The organism is Blautia sp. An249, from assembly GCF_002159835.1.
Taxonomy (GTDB): Bacteria; Bacillota; Clostridia; order Lachnospirales; family Lachnospiraceae; genus Blautia_A; species Blautia_A avistercoris.
The window spans coordinates 40,754-58,473 of the sequence record NZ_NFJL01000010.1 but is presented as its reverse complement, the minus strand read 5'-3'; the positions used below and the strand labels follow the sequence as shown (position 1 = coordinate 58,473).

Sequence of the window (17,720 nt, the reverse complement as noted above, 5' to 3'; positions counted from 1 at the left end):
TGCTAATTATTCGAACTCTATCGTCGCAGGTGGTTTCCCGGTACAGTCATACATTACCCGATTGATATGTTTTACTTCATTTACTATCCGGCTGGTTACTTTTCCGATAATCTCCCACGGTATCTCCGCGCTTTCTGCAGTCATGAAGTCTGTCGTGGTTACCGCGCGCAGGGCGATGGCGTAATCATAAGTTCTTTCGTCGCCCATGACGCCCACGGAGCGCATATTGGTCAGGGCGGCAAAATACTGGTTGACCTTTTTGTCCCATCCGGCTTTTGCGATTTCTTCCCGCCAGATGGCGTCTGCATCCTGTACCATCTGCACCTTTTCTGCCGTTACTTCTCCAATGATACGGATGCCCAGTCCCGGGCCGGGGAAAGGCTGACGAAATACCAGGTATTCCGGAATGCCAAGCTCCAGGCCGGCCTGACGAACCTCGTCCTTAAACAGGTCGCGGAGGGGCTCAATAATCTCCTTAAAGTCTACATAGTCAGGAAGACCGCCCACATTGTGGTGGGATTTAATGACCGTAGATTCACCGCCAACGCCGCTTTCTACCACGTCCGGATAGATGGTTCCCTGCACCAGGAAATCTACCTGGCCAATCTTTTTGGCTTCTTCTTCAAAGACACGGATAAATTCTTCACCGATAATTTTTCTCTTCTTTTCCGGATCTTCCACGCCTTTCAGTTTGCTGTAGAAACGTTCCTGGGCGTTGACGCGGATGAAGTTTAAGTCGTAGGGACCTTCCGGGCCGAAGACGGCTTCTACCTCGTCCCCTTCGTTTTTGCGGAGAAGGCCGTGATCCACGAAGACGCAGGTAAGCTGGTTTCCTACTGCCTTTGACAGCATAACGGCTGCCACGGAGGAGTCCACCCCGCCGGATAAGGCGCAGAGCACTTTCCCGTCTCCTACTTTTTTACGGATTGCCTGGATGGATTCTTCTACGAAGGAATCCATTTTCCAGTCGCCGGAGCATCCGCACACCTGATAAACGAAGTTGGAAAGCATTTTCTTTCCTTCCTTTGTGTGGAGTACTTCCGGATGGAACTGGGTCGCATACAGGTTTCTCTCTGTATCTTCCATTGCGGCTGCCGGGCAGTCTGCTGTATGGGCAGAGATTCGGAAACCGGGAGCCACTTTGGAGATATAGTCGTTGTGGCTCATCCAGCAAATGGTTTTCTCTGATACATCCTGGAACAGTTTCGATGTGGTATCTACAGTTACTTCAATTTTTCCGTATTCACGGACAGGAGCTGTCTCCACGGTACCGCCCAGCAGATGCATCATAAGCTGGGAGCCGTAGCAGATACCCAGGATGGGAATGCCCAGTTGGAAAATCTCCTTTGTATAAGTGGGAGAATCTGCCTCATAGCAGCTATTGGGGCCTCCTGTGAAAATAATTCCTTTCGGATGAATTTCTTTAATTTTTTCTATACTGGTTCTATAGGAGTAAATCTCGCAATAAACGTTGCACTCTCTGACACGGCGCGCAATTAACTGATTATACTGTCCGCCAAAATCTAATACAATGACTGTTTCTCTATCCATTGTTTTCCTCCTCATGTTATTATTCCTTCATTATAAAGGAGCCGCCCTGTATTTACAATTCCTTTTCTCTATATTTTTTTCCTTTCCCAGCGTTTTCCCCGGTAACGGAAAAGAAAAACCGCAGCCCGTACAAGCCAGTCTATGGTCATGGCCACCCAGACGCCGAACACGCCCATTCCCAGGTATTTGGCCAGTACGAAGCTGAAGCCAATGCGGAATATCCACATGGATGCCATGGAAACCCACATGCAGAAAGCCACGTCGTTGGCTGCGCGCAGGGTGTTTGGCAGGGTAAAGGCAACGGCCCAGATCAGAACCGCGCAGATGGCATGATACGTTATTATTTTATCTGCCAGTACTCCCGTTTCCTGGGAGAGATTATAGACCCGGATGATCAGAGGCAGCGCGGCTATTATCAGCACATTCATGAAAACCAGGCCGGCATAGGAGTATTTCATCAACCGTTTTGTATAATAACGGACCTGACTGTAGTCCCCGGCGCCCACGCATTGGGCGCTGACTGCGGATAATGCATAATTCATGGACATTCCGATGATGATGGCAAAGTTGCAGACATTGTTTGCTACGGCGTTGGCGGCGATAGAGGTTGTCCCGAAGCTGGATACCAGGCTGAGAACCAGAATTTTCCCCAGCTGGAACATGCTGTTTTCCAGACTGTAGGGAATCCCCAGATGCAGGATTTTCTTTAGCACAGCTCCTTTGGGACGGATTTTCCAGATGGAGCGAATGTGAAGCTGTTTCTTCCGGTTACACATACAGCAGACCATCCAGATCCCGGCAAAAGCTCTGGAAAGGGTAGTCGGGATTGCGGCTCCTTCAATTCCCCATCCCAACCCGTACAGCAGGACGGCGTTTCCTGCCAGATTCATGCCGTTCATAACCAGTGACATCAGCATAGGCGTCTTGGAGTCCCCCATGGCCCGGTGTACGGCGGCCCCGGAATTATACATTGCCAGAAATGGAATCGATGCGGTTACTATCAGAAAATAGGTGTTGCAGTTGTTCATTACTTCCGGCTCAATATTACCGAATACTACATGGAGGATAAAACCTCTCAGGCAATACATCAATGCCATGATACAGACAGAAAACAGGGTGGAAAATAATAAGAGCTGTTCTTCTGCCTCACAGCCGTCTTTCTGATTTTTCCTGCCTATGGCCTGGCCGGCCACAATAGCGCCTCCTGTGGCTAAAGCTGTGAAAATATTTATCAGCAGAACCATGATGGTATCAATCAGAGAAACGGCTGAGACGGCCGCCTCGCCGACGGAAGATACCATAATGGAATCTGCCAGTCCTACAAAAATAGCCAGAAACTGTTCTACCACTAATGGGATAATCAGTCTTTTTAAATCTCGGTTGCTGAATAAATAATTCCCCTTAATCTCGTTTTTTCTTCTCAAATGAAGTCCCCTCTTTCTCTTTTGGAAATACATGACCCATGGTATCTCCCGTTAGTTTCAGTATAAATCTGACCCTTTTGCCGGGCAAGATAAAATCTGCCCAAATTTTCTTTCTTTTGCGCCGGATTTTCTTACATAAAAAGGAGGAAAAGCCCATGGAGTCTCATCCTCCGCCGCTCTTCCTCTCTTTTTCACACTCTTCTGGAGCGTCCCAGATTCATTCCCATATATTTTTTCCGGGTTGCCATCCCTCCCCGAATATGCCGTTCCTGTTTATTTAAATCCAATACCTGCCTGGCCTGTTTTGCAAGGGAGGGATTTAGCTGTAAAAGGCGTTCTGTAACGTCTTTATGTATGGTTGTCGCTAATTGGGAGGGCCGCCTGGCAGACAGAAGTCATTTCTTTTTTTCGCCGCTCATGATATAATTGCCCTAACTTAACCGGGGAGGATTTGTGAAATGTTTCAGTATACCATAAGTCAATGGGTTCTTTTTTTCTTTTTCTACTGCTTTGTGGGATGGATCTGGGAATCCTGCTATGTTTCAGTGCGAAAAAAGCGGTGGGTAAACCGGGGATTTCTCCACGGCCCTTTCCTGCCCATTTATGGAACCGGCGCCATTTGCGTTTTGCTGTGTACTATGGGCGTGCGGGACAATCTGATTCTGATCTTTGTCTTTGGCATGACCGGAGCAACCATACTGGAGTATTTTACCGGAGCGGGAATGGAGAAACTGTTCCGCGTCCGCTACTGGGATTACAGTAATAATAAATTTAATTTAAACGGACATATTTGTCTTGGGGTGTCCATTGGATGGGGATTTTTCTCTCTTCTCCTTGTGAAACTGGTGCATCCCCCTGTGGAGACGGGAATTCTCTGGATTCCTCCTTTTATTGCTGAAATTTTATCCATTCTCCTTACCCTGATTTTTGCGGTGGACTTAACCCAGTCCTTCAACGAGGCAATGGATCTGAAGGAAACTCTGGAAACTTTAAGCGAAAGCAACCAGACCATCCGCCGTCTGCAGAAACGGCTGGAAGTGGTTACTGCCATTGTGGAGGATGAGCTCCAGCAATATCAGAAAACCCAGGAACAAAAACGTCTTTCCAGAAAGGATGCCTTTGAGCAGGCTCTGGAAGAACAGCGCAGCCGCAGAAGAATGCTTTTGAAGACGCTTGCAGAAAAGGTGAATGAGCTTGCCGTACTGGATAAGAAGGAAGAGCTGTTAAAGCTGAAGGGACAGATTGAACAGGAATTTAAGAATATGGGGATGCGTACAACGAAGTCTTATAAACGGGCTTTTCGGATTCTGCACCGCAACCCCACGGCTTTTTCCCACAAGTATGCAGAGGAGTTAAAGCAGATCCGGGATCTTCTGGAGAGAAAGAGCGGGCGGGATTAAAGCCGGGCTTTCATATTTATAAAAACAGATTTGCGGGGGAAGAATGTGAAAACAGAAATTTATCATTTAAAGCCCGGTACCATACTGGATGAACGTTACCGGATTGAAGAAGTGATTGGCGAGGGAGGCTTCGGAATTACCTATTCGGGAGTCTGTCTGCACCAGGAGGAAAAAGTTGCCATCAAGGAGTTTTTCTGGAGAGATTACGTCCGGCGGGACTGCTCGGTAACCAATGAGGTGGTCCTGTTTCAGAAAGACGGCAGAGAGGATTATGAACACCAGAAGAAACGGTTTCTGAAGGAAGCCCGTATTATCCGGGATTTTTCCCGGGAACCGGGAATCGTGCATATCCGGGATTATTTTGAAGAAAACCAGACGGCTTATATTGTGATGGACTTTCTGGAAGGCCAGACCCTGAAAAAATATGTGGAGCAAAATGGCCCCATGGATCCCGGGGAGGCCTTTCGCCTTATGCTTCCTTTTATGGAAACTTTGAAGAAAATTCACAGTTACGGCATTATTCACCGGGACATCAGTCCCGACAATCTGATTCTGGGAACGGATCAGACCCTGACTTTAATTGATTTCGGGGCTGCCAGGGATTTCTCTCTCCTTTCTGAGAAGACACGTTCCATCGTCTTAAAGGGCGGCTATGCTCCCTGCGAGCAGTATGACCGGCACGGACGGCTGGGGCCTTGGACAGATATTTACGCCCTCTGCGGCGTCCTCTATTTCTGTATTACGAAAAATCCGCCGGAAGATGCCTTTCAGCGGATGCTCCATGATGAGCTGAAGACACCAGGCGCTTTAGGTATTTCCATGGATCCGGCTCTGGAAAAGATTCTTATGAAGGGGCTTTCCCTGGAGATTTCTTCCCGCTATCAGAACATGGATGCTTTTATGGAAGCTGTACGGGAGATTATCCGGGAAGTGGATCCCAGAGAAATCCGCAGGAAATGGCTGATAAGAATTGCCTCTGTATTCTGCTTTTTCTGTGTTCTGGCCGGCGCCGGGTTCTGGTATTATCAGGCGCATCTGGCAGAGTTTAAATTCCGGGGAGTGGAAACTATGACGCTGGCTTTCTCCAGGCCAAAGGAAAGCTCCCAAAAGGAATATGAGCAGGATCTGGAAATTTTAGAAGAGAGAATCCAGGTTCTGACAGGAGAAGACAATTATATTCTCTCCCGAAAGAAGAACGGGGATGTCTCTGTGGTGATGCCGGCAGACTCCTATGGGGCTGTTGTGCAAAACAGCAGCTCCCCATACGGAACTGCCATGGAACTCTGGGAATTTATAAACCTCTGTCTGGCCAAGCCAGGCAAACCTTCCCTCAATGATTTTTCCCTTTCTGCCCGGGATGTGGAGAAGGCTCAGGTGAAACAGGGGGTACTGGAAGGCGTTTCCCGCTCGGACGCCTCTCTTCCTGAGACAGGAGATTATTCCTATCTGGAATTTACTTTAACGAAAGAAGCAGCCGATAAGCTCCGGGACTATGTGAAGGAAAACCCGGGAACTTCCCTTGGGCTCTATCTGGATCTTTCCTGGAACGGAGAAACTTCTTATTCGGGATCCTTAGGCTGGTATTCCATTTATACCTTTTATGAAGAGGATTATCGTACCTTTTATCTGACAGGAGCCGTTCAGTCCCCGGCCTTTTACCGGCTGCTGGCCTATGAACTGACCCATGAGCCTTACGAAAACCGGCTGGCCTATTCCTATATTCCGCCTTCCACCTGGGAGGATGTGGATACCTCCATGATTGCCGGAGAAAATCAGGTGAATGAAGAAGACCTTGCAGACCCTGCTGTTTATGTGGAATACTCCTGTTCTTCCGGCAGCCAGGATATGCCAAACGGACAGTGGTATAATACGGTTTCTGATTTTAAAACCCTTCTGGATACTCTGGAGATTCCCTATGCCTTTGGAATTTCCTCTTTCCAGGAACATTACATCACCCTGAAGCTTTCCCGGGAAGATTTGTATCTGGATCTTCTGTATATGCTGACAGAAAAGGATTTATCCATTTCTGATATGGGAAATACCATCCAGTCCCTGAGGACCTACTCTCTGGGAGAGGATTTTACCTTTGTGGAAAAAACAAATCCCTCTTATCACTGGGAGATTCAGGCAGCCAGTGAATATGAAAAAGAATCCATTCTGGAACGGACTCAAAAGACCCTCCAGAACCAGAGAGACTCTCTCTACCTGCTGGTAGGCAACAGCTTTAAAATCGCAGAGTTTCCTTTAACGGAGGAAATTTCCAATGGATTCTTTACATTTTCTGATTTTCTCTGGGATACTTCCCGCCTGAAACCGGAAAATATGCGTCAGTTTTTATATACTATGGCCTGCGAGACCACAAACAGCAGCTACTATACGCTGGAACATGCCAGCTTTACCGACAGCCAGTCCCTTCTGGATATGGGGGTTGACCTGGAATCTTATGAGATTCTGGAAAGTCCCCGTCTGGAACAGATAGAGCAGGAGGCTGAGAAACTGGACGCTTCCATATCTGTGGATGAGGCAGGAAATAAGGATTCTCTGACTGTGACCCTGCCTTTTCCTTATGACGAACACCTTGTGGAGGATTTTCTGGAAACGGTAAAACAGCTTTACCAGACCTGCAATCTGCAGGACGGGTATTACCGTTCTGTAAACTTCCGAATGGATACGGATCAGATTGAACCGGGAGAGGATCTCTCCGTCTATTTTTCTCTCTACAGTGATTATACGCCCACAATGACTGTTTATATGGGAAAGAAACTGGCAAAAGCAAAGCAGGAGGAACTGATGGAACAATTAAAGACAGACAGTTTCTATCAGCCTTTTGCGGTAAGTGAAGATTTTAATTTCTATACCAACTAAAACAGGGAAAGGATTGATCTTATGACGAAAGCAGCTTCTGTTTTTGATAAAATGATACAGGATGTTCTGGACGCTCCTTTAGGGGATCAGATGCTGGACGAATGTATGTCCAGAAACACTGGCGTTATGAAAAAAGTGCCTCTGCGTTACCGTCTGATTGCACTGGCCTTTTTAAAGGGAGAGACCCTGGAGCAGTTAAACGAAAAGCTTCTCCAGGAGGGCTGCGCCCAGTTATACTCCAGAAGTCTCTGGGAAGCCAGCCTGGTTTTTGCTTTTTTGCACCATGTTTCTTATGAGGAATGGCGCAAACTCCAGGATATTTGTAAATCCATGTTTGACCAGTCTAAAGAGGAGGATCCATATTTCAGCAAACAGATCACCCTGCAGGAACTGGAACGGTATCTGTCGGAGAATTCCCGGGAGGACGCCCACCTTCTGCGGACGGAGCATTTAACCCGGGTTATGGAATATCAGATTTCACAGATTGGCAATACCCAGGAAGATTTCCGTCAGTTTCTGAATGCGAATCTTCATTCCTTTAGTCCTGTAAGGGAAAAAACCAGGTATTATTTCTGCAAATATCTCTACTTTTACCTGACGGACAAGGTCGAAGGCTATCTGACCGCCCGCCGTTCGGCTGCAGATTCCGGGGAGGCCCTGGCGGAGCTTTCTGTCTTTAAAGGTCTTACTCAGCTGAAACGAAAGAAAATGGAGGATACCCAGGTTCGGGACTTCCTGTCTCAGACAGGCATTTCCTGCCGGGAGATTTTCGATAATTTCAATTATTTCTATTTCGGCTATGTATCTCTGGACTGGCTGGAAGTCCTTCTGGAATCCTATGGGGATCTGAAACATCTCCCAGACCATCAGAAGAAACGGCTGGCAGAGTCGCTGCGTCATTATGACTCTCATTTAAGGGGATTGAGTGATGAAGAGGTGCTTTCTCTGAAAATTCAGCAAATGCAGAAAGAAGAGGAAAAACTGGATCAGATCTATTCTCTGGACAGCACGGATCGGGGCTATCAGAGAAACCGTTCCGGAGAAAATACGGTCCGCAAGTATATCAAGGGCGCCCTGGATTTGGATCGTACTACTTTTATCTGTTTCCTTTTGTTTTTCGCCCGTTCCAGCTCTCTTAATGAAGAGTTTCAGGTAACTCCCCAACGGCTGGATGACATCCTTCTGGAATGTGGTTTTTCAAAGCTGGTGAACCAAAATGCCTTTGATCAGTTTATTTATCAGTATCTTACCTGCCCCGATCCGGAGGATCTACTGATGGAAGAGGTGACCCGTTATGCGGAAAAAGAAGAAAATTTCTTTTTCTATAATATGTACAAGGATTCCAAGAACTACCGGCAGGAATATGAAAAAATTATGGGCGTGAACTGAAGCAGTTCGCGCCCATACAACTTTACCTTATCCTATTATGTCCTGAAAAGCGCTTAATACTGTAATGGATACGTACGGTTTCTCTCCGTTTTTGTCTCTTACAATTTCCAGTTTATCTTTATAGGTGGTCGTCATATTATCCACATCTTTGCAAAGGCTGGTCTTCTCCCCGCTGATTCTCCCGTCCGCCGCTTTGCAAATCTGCTGATACAGATCCTGGCTGGCCGCAAAAGCCGCCTCAGAACCACTGGAATATTCATATATCCACTGGGATTTCACCACACGGTCATTTTCAATGGTTAAAACCAGAGAGGCAGGGCGCTCCATTAACGTATCTACCGAGAAATAATCCACTTCGCCTTTGGTATTAATCTGCACCAGATAAGACTGTCCCTGCAGACTTTCATCCACATACTTCTTTTCCCATCCGTAAATTTCACGAACCTTGCCGATCGTTCTTTGTATTTCATCATCTGTTACCGTCACATGATCTGTGGCTTCTGTGGAAACAGGCGCTCCTTCGATCTGGCCTTTCGTATCTGCCTCTGTTTTTACAGGAGCGGCTCCCGCTGTGGTAAAGGTCTGAATGGTTCCCGGATATTCTTTTCCGTCCTGTATAACGAAGAACTGGTATTTGTAAGTAGTTCCTGCTGTAAGCGCAATCCCCAGCTCTCCCTGTACATCATACCACATATTGAACCGGCTTTCCGGACGCCGGCAGTCCTCCACATGTCTCTTAATTAAGTTATCCTGGGCATCCCACAGATAACATCCCACCTGGCTTACGTTTACCCGGCCGGGATTATCCACTTTGGCAGAGAGCACGGCTGTTGTCTCCTGAATCTGGGGCTCCTGATAGTGAATGGTATAGTTTCCTGCAGTGGGAGCAGCGGAAGCCGTATTTCCGTCCCAGGTAAAGAAGGTATACTGGGAATCTCCGTTTTCCACCATAGCCCCCACCCAGGCTTTTGTATAAGAACTATCCCAGGCATTCTGCTGGATAACGGTTACAATATTTTGATTTACCTCTTTTACAATGGCCCAGTGCACACTCTCATTATCCCGGACAATATCTCCCACCTTTGGGGATATGGTCTCTTTAAAACTTCCGGAGTCGATGGCCGGAACAGAAGTGGTGGACAGCAGCCCGGAAACGTTCCTTCCGTATACTTCACTGTAAAACCGTTTTACAAAAGCCGCGCAGCTATATGTGGTATCCGTATTTACACTGCTGTCATAGGGACGGTATTTGGCCTCTACAGTCACTCCGTTTACTGTAATGCTGTCGACAGTTCCTCCTTCAATGGATACAAAATTGTAATTTCCCATACCTGCCCAGGCTGTCTGGGGCGGAAAACAAAATCCTGCAAGTAAAAGAGCCGCTGCTCCGCAAATTGTTGATTTCCATAACTTCTTTTTCATCTCTATTTCCTCCTCTTGATTCAATTCCTGTTTGTTTTCTTTTGATGTATTCATTCTACAAAACCAGAATTGTAATTTTGTTTTCAAAAGGAGATTACTCTCTGAATTTCCCAAAAATTTTTCTTGCCTTTTTCCGGCGTTTCTCTCTGTCCTTTTCCACTGCCGATTTCCATTGGCTTCCTACAGAAGCCGAACTGCACCGCATCTGGCTGACCGCCACGGTCATGGCTTCATAGTTGGCCTGTACTCCCTGGCTGTCATTGCAGTAGGTCACCGCCCGATCCCGGCCGATGCCGAACTTTCCCGCTTCCATTTCCGCATCCATGTTTGCGCCCAGGAAGAGAAACTCCCAGCCGTATTTTTCTTTCTCATGGGTAATCATCTTCTGGATCCGACTATAGGTATATTCCCGGCTGGCATTTTCATATCCGTCTGTGGTAATCACAAAGATTACCTGATCTGCCCGCTCCTCTTCCTCCAGGTTTCTCTGAACAGAAATCATATATTGGATGGTTCTGCCCACTGCGTCCAGAAGGGCCGTACATCCTCTCACATAATACTCTCTGGCCGTGAGGGGCCGTACCTTATGGATGGGAACTCTCTGATGTATCCTCTCATATTGATCATCGAATAAAACCGTTGTTACAAAGGCCTCGCCCGGTTCCTTCTTCTGCTTCTCCAGCATTCCGTTAAAGCCGCCTATGGTGTCTGTCTCCAGCCCACACATGGAGCCGCTCCTGTCTATAATAAAAACCAGTTCCGTCCGTTTCTTCATCTTCGTTTCCTCCTTTTTCCTTTCTGCCTTTATATTAGCAGAGGAAACGAAGACTTTGGTCGCATCCCGGGCGACATTTACAGTCCCAGAAGAGACTCTCCAAAGCAGAATAAGGCTTCGTTTATCTGGTCAATGTCATAGATTCTGTTTTCCAGAAAGTAACGAAGGATAATATCCGATTTCAGATGATCGGTCAGGCTGTAGCCTGCTTTTCCCAGCAGATCCACCGTCTCGTCCAAAGACAGCTTAAGCGCTACCGCCAGAGACAGTACCGTTGACTTTCTGGGCGTATAGTCTTTCCTGCTGCGGATTTTGGAAAACAGTTTCCGATCCATATTGGCTCTTTTATAAACCTGCACATCGGTAAAGCCTCTTTCATCAATCAGGCGAAAGAGCATCTCCTGGAAGGTCTCGCCTTTTCTTTTTAATAACTGTTCCAGACTCCTTTTGATTCCCCTGGGGGATGGCTTGTCCGTCTCCTTTGGCAAAGCCGTACAGAGAGACTCAGGGGAAGATGCATATATCTGCTCAAAAGAAGTGCTTTCTTCTCTCCGTCTGTCTCTGTTTCCCGTATAATACGTGTCAATATAATGCCGGATTTTTCCGTAAAGATGTTCGCTTAACTCCACCACCGTCCGGTCTAAAACAACCAGGTAGATTTCCATCTCCTGATTCTCCAGAAAGGCTCTGCATTCTTTTACAGCGATTTCCAGGGCTTCTTTTTTCGGATAGCCGTAAATACCGCTGGAGATAAGGGGAAAGGCGATGGACTGGCATCCCTGTTTTCGGGCAAGGTTCAGCGCATTGCGGTATGCGCTCTCCAGATAGGTTCTTTCCCCCTGTGCGCCGCCCTTCCATATGGGGCCTACCGCATGAATAATGTATTTTGCCTTCAGACCGTATCCCTTTGTCAGTACTGCCTGTCCCACAGGACAGGGCGCTTTCTTTCTGCATTCCTCCTGCAGCTTTTCGGGTCCTGCCGCCCGGAAAATGGCTCCGCATACGCCTCCGCCCCGTTCCAGATGAGAATTGGCCGCGTTTACGATGGCGTCTGTCTCCATTTCAACAAGATCATTATGTACAATATAAAATCCCATGTATTCTCACCGCCCAACATTCTTTTTATCAGTATATCACAGCTTTGCCTTTTTCAGATAGATCTGTACCCTGCCCTCCCCGTCAATTTCTATTTTTTCCACCAGTTGTTTTATCTGTCCGTTTCCCAGTTCCTCAAAGGAAAGAAAATCCCGCAGTTCCTGAAATTGTTCCTTCAGAATCTGCCGGATTTGTTCCTTCGTTCCTTCTCCCGGGTGCAGAGCTCCTATCTTCTCCTTCAGCTCCCGAATCTCTTCCCCGATTGTTTCCGTCCTTTGTCTCAGCTCCTCCTTTTCTATCAGATCTTCCAGAAACATTTCTCTGTATTTTTCCCGCCTTTTTTCCAGCTTTCTCAGATGAAACACCCACTGCTTTTCCTCTTCTTTTTCTGTTTTCTGCAGGGATAGTTGTTTTTCCATTTCTTTTCGGATTTCCCGGATTTTTACACCTTGTCTCTCCAGTAAATGAATGAAATAGTCCTGGATTTCCTGTATTAAAACAGTCTCGTCCACGGTCACATGATTATGGCAGCTTTTCACCCCGTTTTGGCTTCTTCCGGAACAAGTCCAGCGGACATACGTATTTTTGTAAGTCCTCTGGATTCTCCGGTAAGACCATCCGCATTCTTTACACTGAATGAGGGTGCTGAACAGATAGCGGCTGCTGTGACGTTTCCTGTCTGTCTGAAAGGTTTCCCTGCGCCGGCAGAGAATCTCCTGCACCCGCTCAAACTGAGACGGTTCAATGATCTTTAATTCCGGCCTTTGGGCCACCATCCACTCTTCCTGTTCTTTCTCCACCCTGGCTCCTGTAAGGAAATCCGCCACCTCTTCTTTCCCGTTAATGACCTTGCCGGTATAAAGGGGATTGGTCAGGATACGGCAGACCGCGTTCTGGCTCCACTGACAGCCCCGCTTGGTCTGATACCCTCTGGCATTTAAAAGTCCGGCGATTTTCCCGGCTCCGTATCCCTCTTTCTCATACCAGTCATAAATTCTCCGTACCTGAAAGGCTTCCTGAAGGTTGATCTGAAGATGAAAATAGTCTCCCGGCGTCTTATCATAGCCGTATACCAGATTGGGAACCCGACCTTTTTGTGCATTCATCTTTTTCCCGAACTTCACTCTTTTGGAGGTATTAGCGCTTTCCTCCTGGGCCAGGGCTCCGAATATGGTAAGGACGAATTCCGAGTTTCCAAGTACTGTCATGTTGGCAGTTAAAAACGTGGTCTCAATTCCCAGTCCTTTCAGGGTACGGATACTCTGCAGAAAGTCTACTGTGTTTCTGGCGAATCTGGAAATATCTTTTACTGCAACCATATCAAACAGACCCTTCCCGGCGTCTTCCATCAGTCTTTGAAATTCCTTCCGGTTCTTAATCTTTGTTCCGGAAATTCCTTCATCTGCATACAGATCTGCCAGTTGATACTGATTTCTCCGGGTAAACTCCAGAAAAAACTTTTTCTGTGTTTCCAGGCTGTTCATCTGATCGGTTTTATCTGTGGATACCCGGCAGTAGGCGGCCACCCTCATTGCCGCCGCCCCCTTTCCTGAAGATATTTCTCCGCCTTGCTTCGGTTTTTCTCACAAAACACCTGCATCAATATTCGGATCGTATCTTCGTCCGTATTGGGATTATGAAATTGAAAAACCAGTTTCTTTTCCTCTTTCATACAAATTTCACTGCTTTCCCGGCTCTTTTTTCATTTGTATGAATTACCTTAAGGAAATAGTCCTTTTAATGAAACCGTTCTGTTTTGTTACAACCATATGTACCGTACTTTTGCTGATTCCGAACTTCTTGGCGGTCTGCCTCACCGTCGCTTTCGTCTCAATAATATAATTTGCAATCTCAACTGCCCGCTCTTCTATATAATCTTTCAAGGTATTCCCCCAAAAACGCTGTTTCTACAGTGTATGCGCCTGAGATTCCCTATATGAATTTCTATTCCTGTGTAAACAGAATTTTCTCTACCAGCTCTGCAGCATCGGCAATACACCCGTCGCAGGAACGAAGAACCTGTTTTGTTTCCACTCCTTTTAAGTCTTTACAGACCGTACTTCCGTTTTTCTCCCGAAACTCGTTGGTAATTTTCCTGGATAACTGATAGGTCTTCCCCTTACTGTTGGCCAGATCCCTTCCATTGCTGTTTTTCATTCCTGCCACAGCAACTGCTCCGGAAACAGCTCCGCAGGTACATTCCATGGCGCCCATTCCCGCTCCGAATCCTTCCATCATCCGAAACATAACGTCTTCGCTGACTCCTGCCAAATCACAATACGTGCAGGCCACTGCCTGTGCACAGTTAAAGCCTCTTTTATGTCTTTCGATGGCCTGTTCCACTCTTGATTCCATTTTCTTTCCTCCTTTTAAGATACAGCAATTCCCGCGGCACGCTGCATATTTTTCTTAAACAACCGGTTAAAAAGAGCAATCACGCGTCCTGTTAAAATAACCGCAATCACCGTTCCTGCCCCGATTCCTACAATCCGGTGAACAAAGAGCAGCCCGATGATACAGGAAATGGTAAAACAGGAAATATCAAATACATTTTTTCCAAATCCCATATCCCGGTGGATTTTCTGGCCAATCACATTTGCCAGCGCATCGGCGGGATTGGGAATCATCTGCATATTTACCATCGTCGCCGCTCCGATTCCTGTAATAACGATTGCTGCCGCCAGTACCAGAAAACGCATGGTATACGTACTGGTGTCAAAATTTAATCTCTGATTAAAAAAGTTTATAAAACAGCTGGTAACCAGGCTCATGGGAATCTGCAGCAAAGTAAACACACTGCATTTCTTATAAGCCAGAAGAAATTCCATTCCCACACAGAGAGTATAAAACAGAAATGTAACCGCACCCAGATTCCAATTCCAGATAACCGCGATATTATTGGGAATAGAAATGATGGGAGACACACCAAGCTGTGTCTTTGTATTTAATACGATTCCAAGGGCCAGAACAATCACCCCCAGCAAATAAAGAGCACACCGCACTGCATACTGTTTCTTATTCATTATCATCCTGCCTTTCTTTACCCTCTCTTTACAAGAGCACACACGGCCGGTAAAGAGAGGGTATCATCTGTCACTGAAATTTACTCTAGTACAATTCAGATTTGATGTCAAGTATATATCCTGCACAGGTTTTTCATTGATTCCCTGTTTTTTTCATGTTAGAATATTTTCTGGTGTAAAAATAAGTAGAAAGAGGTGAATTCATGGATAGAAAAATGATTTTCTTTGATATTGACGGAACATTACTTACTCCTCCGCCGGATCACTTTGTCCCTGAAAGCGCCATTGAAGCAATCCATATGGCTCAGAAAAATGGGCATTATACCTTTATTAATTCCGGACGGACTCTGTTCTTTATTCCGGAACAGATAAAAAATATCGGCTTTGACGGATTTGTCTGCGGCTGTGGAACCCATGTATACTTTCATAATGAAACTCTGTTTTCTTATACCATTCCCCATGCCCTGTGCAAAGAAATTATTCTCCTTTTGAGAAAATGCAGAATACGGGCTTTTTTTGAAGAAAACAGCGCCCTTTTATTCGATACCCAGTCTCCGGTTTACTGTCAGGAACAGGAAACCCTGAGACTTCGTTCTAATGGAAGCGATCTGGGAAATATTGAGAATAATTCTTCCCTGCATTTTGATAAATTTATGGTCTTCATGGATGACAACTGTGATCGAACTTCCTTTTTTAACTTTATAAAAGATCAGTTTGAATATATTTCCCATGAAGAAAATGTGGGAGAGGTAATTCCCCGGCAGTTTTCAAAGGCCACGGGAATTCAGCTTCTCACGGAAAAGCTGTCCATTCCTCTGGAAAACTGTTACGTCATCGGAGACAGCCCAAACGATCTTCCTATGCTGAAATACGTTCCCAACAGCATTGCCATGGGAAATTCAAATAAAGAGATCCTCCCCTATTGTTCTTACCAGACGACAGATATTCTGGACGATGGAATTTACCATGCGCTGGAACATTTCCACCTGATATAAATTTTAAAAAGGGTATTGAGCAATCATCCCCTTAGATGACTGAGCAATACCCTCTTCTTTTATCTCGCTTTCTGTAAAAATCCGGTTTTCTTTCCTGTGCAGTAGTACACGCCCCGGTACTTTTCATATCCGTTCTCTAAATCCATGAAAACGACTTCTTCCATATGGGTAATCTGATCCTCTTTTTCCGGAACCTTCATGTAATCTCCGTAAGCGGTTTTCAGATAACCGTCATAGCCCTGGGGCACAGGCATTTCACAGTCCTCAAAAGGCAGGTACACCGCCTTTTCAAACCATTCTTTCGGGTATCTGTTCTTCATATAAGCTCCGGCGCACAATTCAGTGATGTACTTACATTCCGGGATGGGATACTTGCTCATCTGTTTCTCTGCGAATTTCCACAGTCTGTAGCGAAGCCCCCGGAAAGGAACGGCAAGCAGCGCTGCCGAAGCCAGAATCTCCATCTTCTTTCCCCTTCGCACCGGCACCACCTGGGAGCGGAAAAGCTGGTAAACCAGGGTCCAGAACAACTGCTGTTTTCTTTTAAAGGAGGAAGAGGGACATCCGTCTATGGGAAATATGTCCAGAACGGTTCCATGACAAATGTCCAGCTCCTGCTGATATGTCTTAATTAAGGTGGTCCGGCTGTCCCGGATAGTGGCCTTATTATTATGATCCACCAGTTCTCTGGAAGAATCAAATAGTACATAATGGGAATCGGCCTCTTTCTTCCAGATTTTCAGAAGTTTTTCATAGCTTTCCCGGGGCATCATAAAATCCAGATCATCATCCCAGGGGATAAACCCTTTATGCCGGACAGCCCCGATACAGCCGCCCCCGCATAAGTAACAGGTCAGCCTGTGTTTTTTACAGAATTCACTGAAATATACGGCCATCTCCAGATTTTTTCTCTGCAGTTGCTTTAACTGTTCTCCTGTTACCTGATACATCCTTCTCTCTCCTATTTCCGAAGCGCTTTCTTATAGAATTTTTTTCTTAACTGGTTGGGCATTAAAGAAACGCAGATCTGTCCCGCCGCTGAAATAATAAAGTCCGTTGGTCTGGAAAAACCCTTCCGCATCAGCCGGTAGCGGAATACCACTGCTTTTCTGGCATATTCCAGCCCTCCTCTGCGGCTGTACATCCCGTCTCCGGCCCGCATATACAGTAAGGGTTCCTGCAGGTTATATCCTTCTGAACCGTTCATCAGCATACGGGTCCACAAATCGTAGTCTTCAAACCAGGGGCAGTGACGATAGCCCCCTGCGTCCTCTACTGCCTTTTTCCGGTACATGATGCAGGGATGGTTAAAAGGATTTCTGCGTCTGGCAAATCTGCGGATCTCCCCGGATGTTTCCGGGAGTACCCGTCTGGATCGGATCCGGGAAATATCTCCCTCGAACTCCAGCAACGTTCCGCTTACCATATCTGTTTTAGAGTCTTCCAGACATTTCAATTGTTTCTGGCAGCGATCCGGCAGACTGATGTCATCGCTGTCCATTCGGGCTATCAAATCATATCTGCAGTACTTGATTCCTGTATTTAAAGCATTTCCCAGGCCGCCGCACTGGGGCAGACGGATAATCTGGAACAGATCCGGCCTTTCTTCTTTTACTTTTTCAACCACTGCGTCCAGTTCTTCCGTTAAAGGGCCGTCGCAGACCAGAACAAAATCTGACGGCTCTGCTGTCTGCTTCAGCATACTTTCTATGCTTTTCTCAAGATAGGAGGGATTTTCTTTCCTGTATACGGACATTAATACCGAATAAGCCTCCATATAG

The 17,720-nt window shown here is 46.4% G+C and carries 15 protein-coding genes and 2 pseudogenes; 4 read left to right on the top strand and 13 right to left on the bottom strand.

Annotated features, from left to right (window positions below; translation table 11 throughout):
- Nucleotides 1–6 precede the first annotated feature (6 nt).
- The 3 genes and pseudogenes from guaA to B5F53_RS10565 all read right to left on the bottom strand — a co-directional run.
- The gene (gene guaA / locus B5F53_RS10575; protein ID WP_087223156.1) at nt 7–1,551 is read right to left on the bottom strand and encodes a glutamine-hydrolyzing GMP synthase; all 1,545 of its coding nucleotides are present in this window, start codon (nt 1,549–1,551) and stop codon (nt 7–9) included.
- 68 nt (nt 1,552–1,619) lie between these two features.
- A complete protein-coding gene (locus B5F53_RS10570; protein WP_242970296.1) occupies nt 1,620–2,975 on the bottom strand; it encodes an MATE family efflux transporter in 1,356 nt (451 codons plus the stop codon).
- Nucleotides 2,976–3,166: 191 nt separating this feature from the next.
- Nucleotides 3,167–3,337, bottom strand: a pseudogene (locus B5F53_RS10565) (sporulation transcriptional regulator SpoIIID); the annotation flags it as partial.
- Nucleotides 3,338–3,433: 96 nt separating this feature from the next.
- On the opposite strand from B5F53_RS10565, the gene B5F53_RS10560 reads away from it, so the two are divergent.
- Genes B5F53_RS10560 through B5F53_RS10550 form a run of 3 tightly spaced genes read left to right on the top strand, consistent with a single transcriptional unit; the run spans nt 3,434 to nt 8,629 of the window.
- Nucleotides 3,434–4,375 carry a putative ABC transporter permease gene (locus B5F53_RS10560; protein WP_087223150.1) on the top strand — a complete coding sequence of 314 codons (942 nt, stop codon included), beginning with the start codon at nt 3,434–3,436 and terminating at the stop codon, nt 4,373–4,375.
- A gap of 45 nt (nt 4,376–4,420) precedes the next feature.
- Entirely contained in the window at nt 4,421–7,240 is a 2,820-nt protein-coding gene (locus B5F53_RS10555; protein ID WP_162610578.1) for a serine/threonine-protein kinase, read from the top strand.
- 21 nt (nt 7,241–7,261) lie between these two features.
- Entirely contained in the window at nt 7,262–8,629 is a 1,368-nt protein-coding gene (locus tag B5F53_RS10550; RefSeq protein ID WP_087223146.1) for a hypothetical protein, read from the top strand.
- 27 nt (nt 8,630–8,656) lie between these two features.
- Here the strand turns inward: B5F53_RS10550 and B5F53_RS10545 are convergent, their stop codons facing one another.
- From B5F53_RS10545 to B5F53_RS10515, 8 genes and pseudogenes are all read right to left on the bottom strand, one after another.
- Nucleotides 8,657–10,051: a hypothetical protein gene (locus B5F53_RS10545; RefSeq protein ID WP_087223144.1), complete on the bottom strand. Its 1,395-nt coding sequence runs from the start codon at nt 10,049–10,051 to the stop codon at nt 8,657–8,659.
- Between the two features lie 94 nt (nt 10,052–10,145).
- A complete protein-coding gene (locus B5F53_RS10540; RefSeq protein ID WP_087223142.1) occupies nt 10,146–10,826 on the bottom strand; it encodes a vWA domain-containing protein in 681 nt (226 codons plus the stop codon).
- A gap of 77 nt (nt 10,827–10,903) precedes the next feature.
- Nucleotides 10,904–11,923, bottom strand: coding sequence for a macro domain-containing protein (locus B5F53_RS10535; RefSeq protein WP_087223140.1), 1,020 nt, complete (start codon nt 11,921–11,923; stop codon nt 10,904–10,906).
- A 36-nt stretch (nt 11,924–11,959) separates the two neighbouring features.
- Nucleotides 11,960–13,453: a recombinase family protein gene (locus B5F53_RS10530; protein WP_087223138.1), complete on the bottom strand. Its 1,494-nt coding sequence runs from the start codon at nt 13,451–13,453 to the stop codon at nt 11,960–11,962.
- The gene (locus B5F53_RS19850) at nt 13,450–13,593 is read right to left on the bottom strand and encodes a hypothetical protein (RefSeq protein ID WP_162610577.1); all 144 of its coding nucleotides are present in this window, start codon (nt 13,591–13,593) and stop codon (nt 13,450–13,452) included. Before B5F53_RS19850 ends, B5F53_RS10530 begins: the two co-directional genes overlap by 4 nt.
- Nucleotides 13,594–13,672: 79 nt before the next feature.
- Nucleotides 13,673–13,804, bottom strand: a pseudogene (locus B5F53_RS10525) (sporulation transcriptional regulator SpoIIID); the annotation flags it as partial.
- A 61-nt stretch (nt 13,805–13,865) separates the two neighbouring features.
- Nucleotides 13,866–14,276: a C-GCAxxG-C-C family protein gene (locus tag B5F53_RS10520; RefSeq protein ID WP_087223134.1), complete on the bottom strand. Its 411-nt coding sequence runs from the start codon at nt 14,274–14,276 to the stop codon at nt 13,866–13,868.
- Between the two features lie 14 nt (nt 14,277–14,290).
- A complete protein-coding gene (locus B5F53_RS10515) occupies nt 14,291–14,944 on the bottom strand; it encodes a YczE/YyaS/YitT family protein (RefSeq protein ID WP_242970295.1) in 654 nt (217 codons plus the stop codon).
- A 203-nt stretch (nt 14,945–15,147) separates the two neighbouring features.
- Between B5F53_RS10515 and B5F53_RS10510 the strand changes: the two genes are divergently transcribed.
- Nucleotides 15,148–15,939: an HAD family hydrolase gene (locus B5F53_RS10510; protein WP_087223132.1), complete on the top strand. Its 792-nt coding sequence runs from the start codon at nt 15,148–15,150 to the stop codon at nt 15,937–15,939.
- A gap of 59 nt (nt 15,940–15,998) precedes the next feature.
- Here B5F53_RS10510 and B5F53_RS10505 read toward each other — a convergent pair whose 3' ends face one another.
- Nucleotides 15,999–16,889: a LicD family protein gene (locus tag B5F53_RS10505; protein ID WP_087223130.1), complete on the bottom strand. Its 891-nt coding sequence runs from the start codon at nt 16,887–16,889 to the stop codon at nt 15,999–16,001.
- A gap of 11 nt (nt 16,890–16,900) precedes the next feature.
- Entirely contained in the window at nt 16,901–17,716 is an 816-nt protein-coding gene (locus B5F53_RS10500) for a glycosyltransferase (RefSeq protein ID WP_087223128.1), read from the bottom strand.
- Between the last annotated feature and the right edge of the window lie 4 nt (nt 17,717–17,720).

What these genes read in the sequence shown, in the direction of transcription:
- guaA (WP_087223156.1), bottom strand. Translation starts at nt 1,551, where the DNA reads ATGGATAGAGAAACAGTCATTGTATTAGATTTTGGCGGACAGTATAAT.
- B5F53_RS10560 (WP_087223150.1), top strand. Translation starts at nt 3,434, where the DNA reads ATGTTTCAGTATACCATAAGTCAATGGGTTCTTTTTTTCTTTTTCTAC.
- B5F53_RS10550 (WP_087223146.1), top strand. Translation starts at nt 7,262, where the DNA reads ATGACGAAAGCAGCTTCTGTTTTTGATAAAATGATACAGGATGTTCTG.
- B5F53_RS10545 (WP_087223144.1), bottom strand. Translation starts at nt 10,051, where the DNA reads ATGAAAAAGAAGTTATGGAAATCAACAATTTGCGGAGCAGCGGCTCTT.
- B5F53_RS10540 (WP_087223142.1), bottom strand. Translation starts at nt 10,826, where the DNA reads ATGAAGAAACGGACGGAACTGGTTTTTATTATAGACAGGAGCGGCTCC.
- B5F53_RS10535 (WP_087223140.1), bottom strand. Translation starts at nt 11,923, where the DNA reads ATGGGATTTTATATTGTACATAATGATCTTGTTGAAATGGAGACAGAC.
- B5F53_RS10530 (WP_087223138.1), bottom strand. Translation starts at nt 13,453, where the DNA reads ATGAGGGTGGCCGCCTACTGCCGGGTATCCACAGATAAAACCGATCAG.
- B5F53_RS19850 (WP_162610577.1), bottom strand. Translation starts at nt 13,593, where the DNA reads ATGAAAGAGGAAAAGAAACTGGTTTTTCAATTTCATAATCCCAATACG.
- B5F53_RS10520 (WP_087223134.1), bottom strand. Translation starts at nt 14,276, where the DNA reads ATGGAATCAAGAGTGGAACAGGCCATCGAAAGACATAAAAGAGGCTTT.
- B5F53_RS10515 (WP_242970295.1), bottom strand. Translation starts at nt 14,944, where the DNA reads ATGAATAAGAAACAGTATGCAGTGCGGTGTGCTCTTTATTTGCTGGGG.
- B5F53_RS10510 (WP_087223132.1), top strand. Translation starts at nt 15,148, where the DNA reads ATGGATAGAAAAATGATTTTCTTTGATATTGACGGAACATTACTTACT.
- B5F53_RS10505 (WP_087223130.1), bottom strand. Translation starts at nt 16,889, where the DNA reads ATGTATCAGGTAACAGGAGAACAGTTAAAGCAACTGCAGAGAAAAAAT.
- B5F53_RS10500 (WP_087223128.1), bottom strand. Translation starts at nt 17,716, where the DNA reads ATGGAGGCTTATTCGGTATTAATGTCCGTATACAGGAAAGAAAATCCC.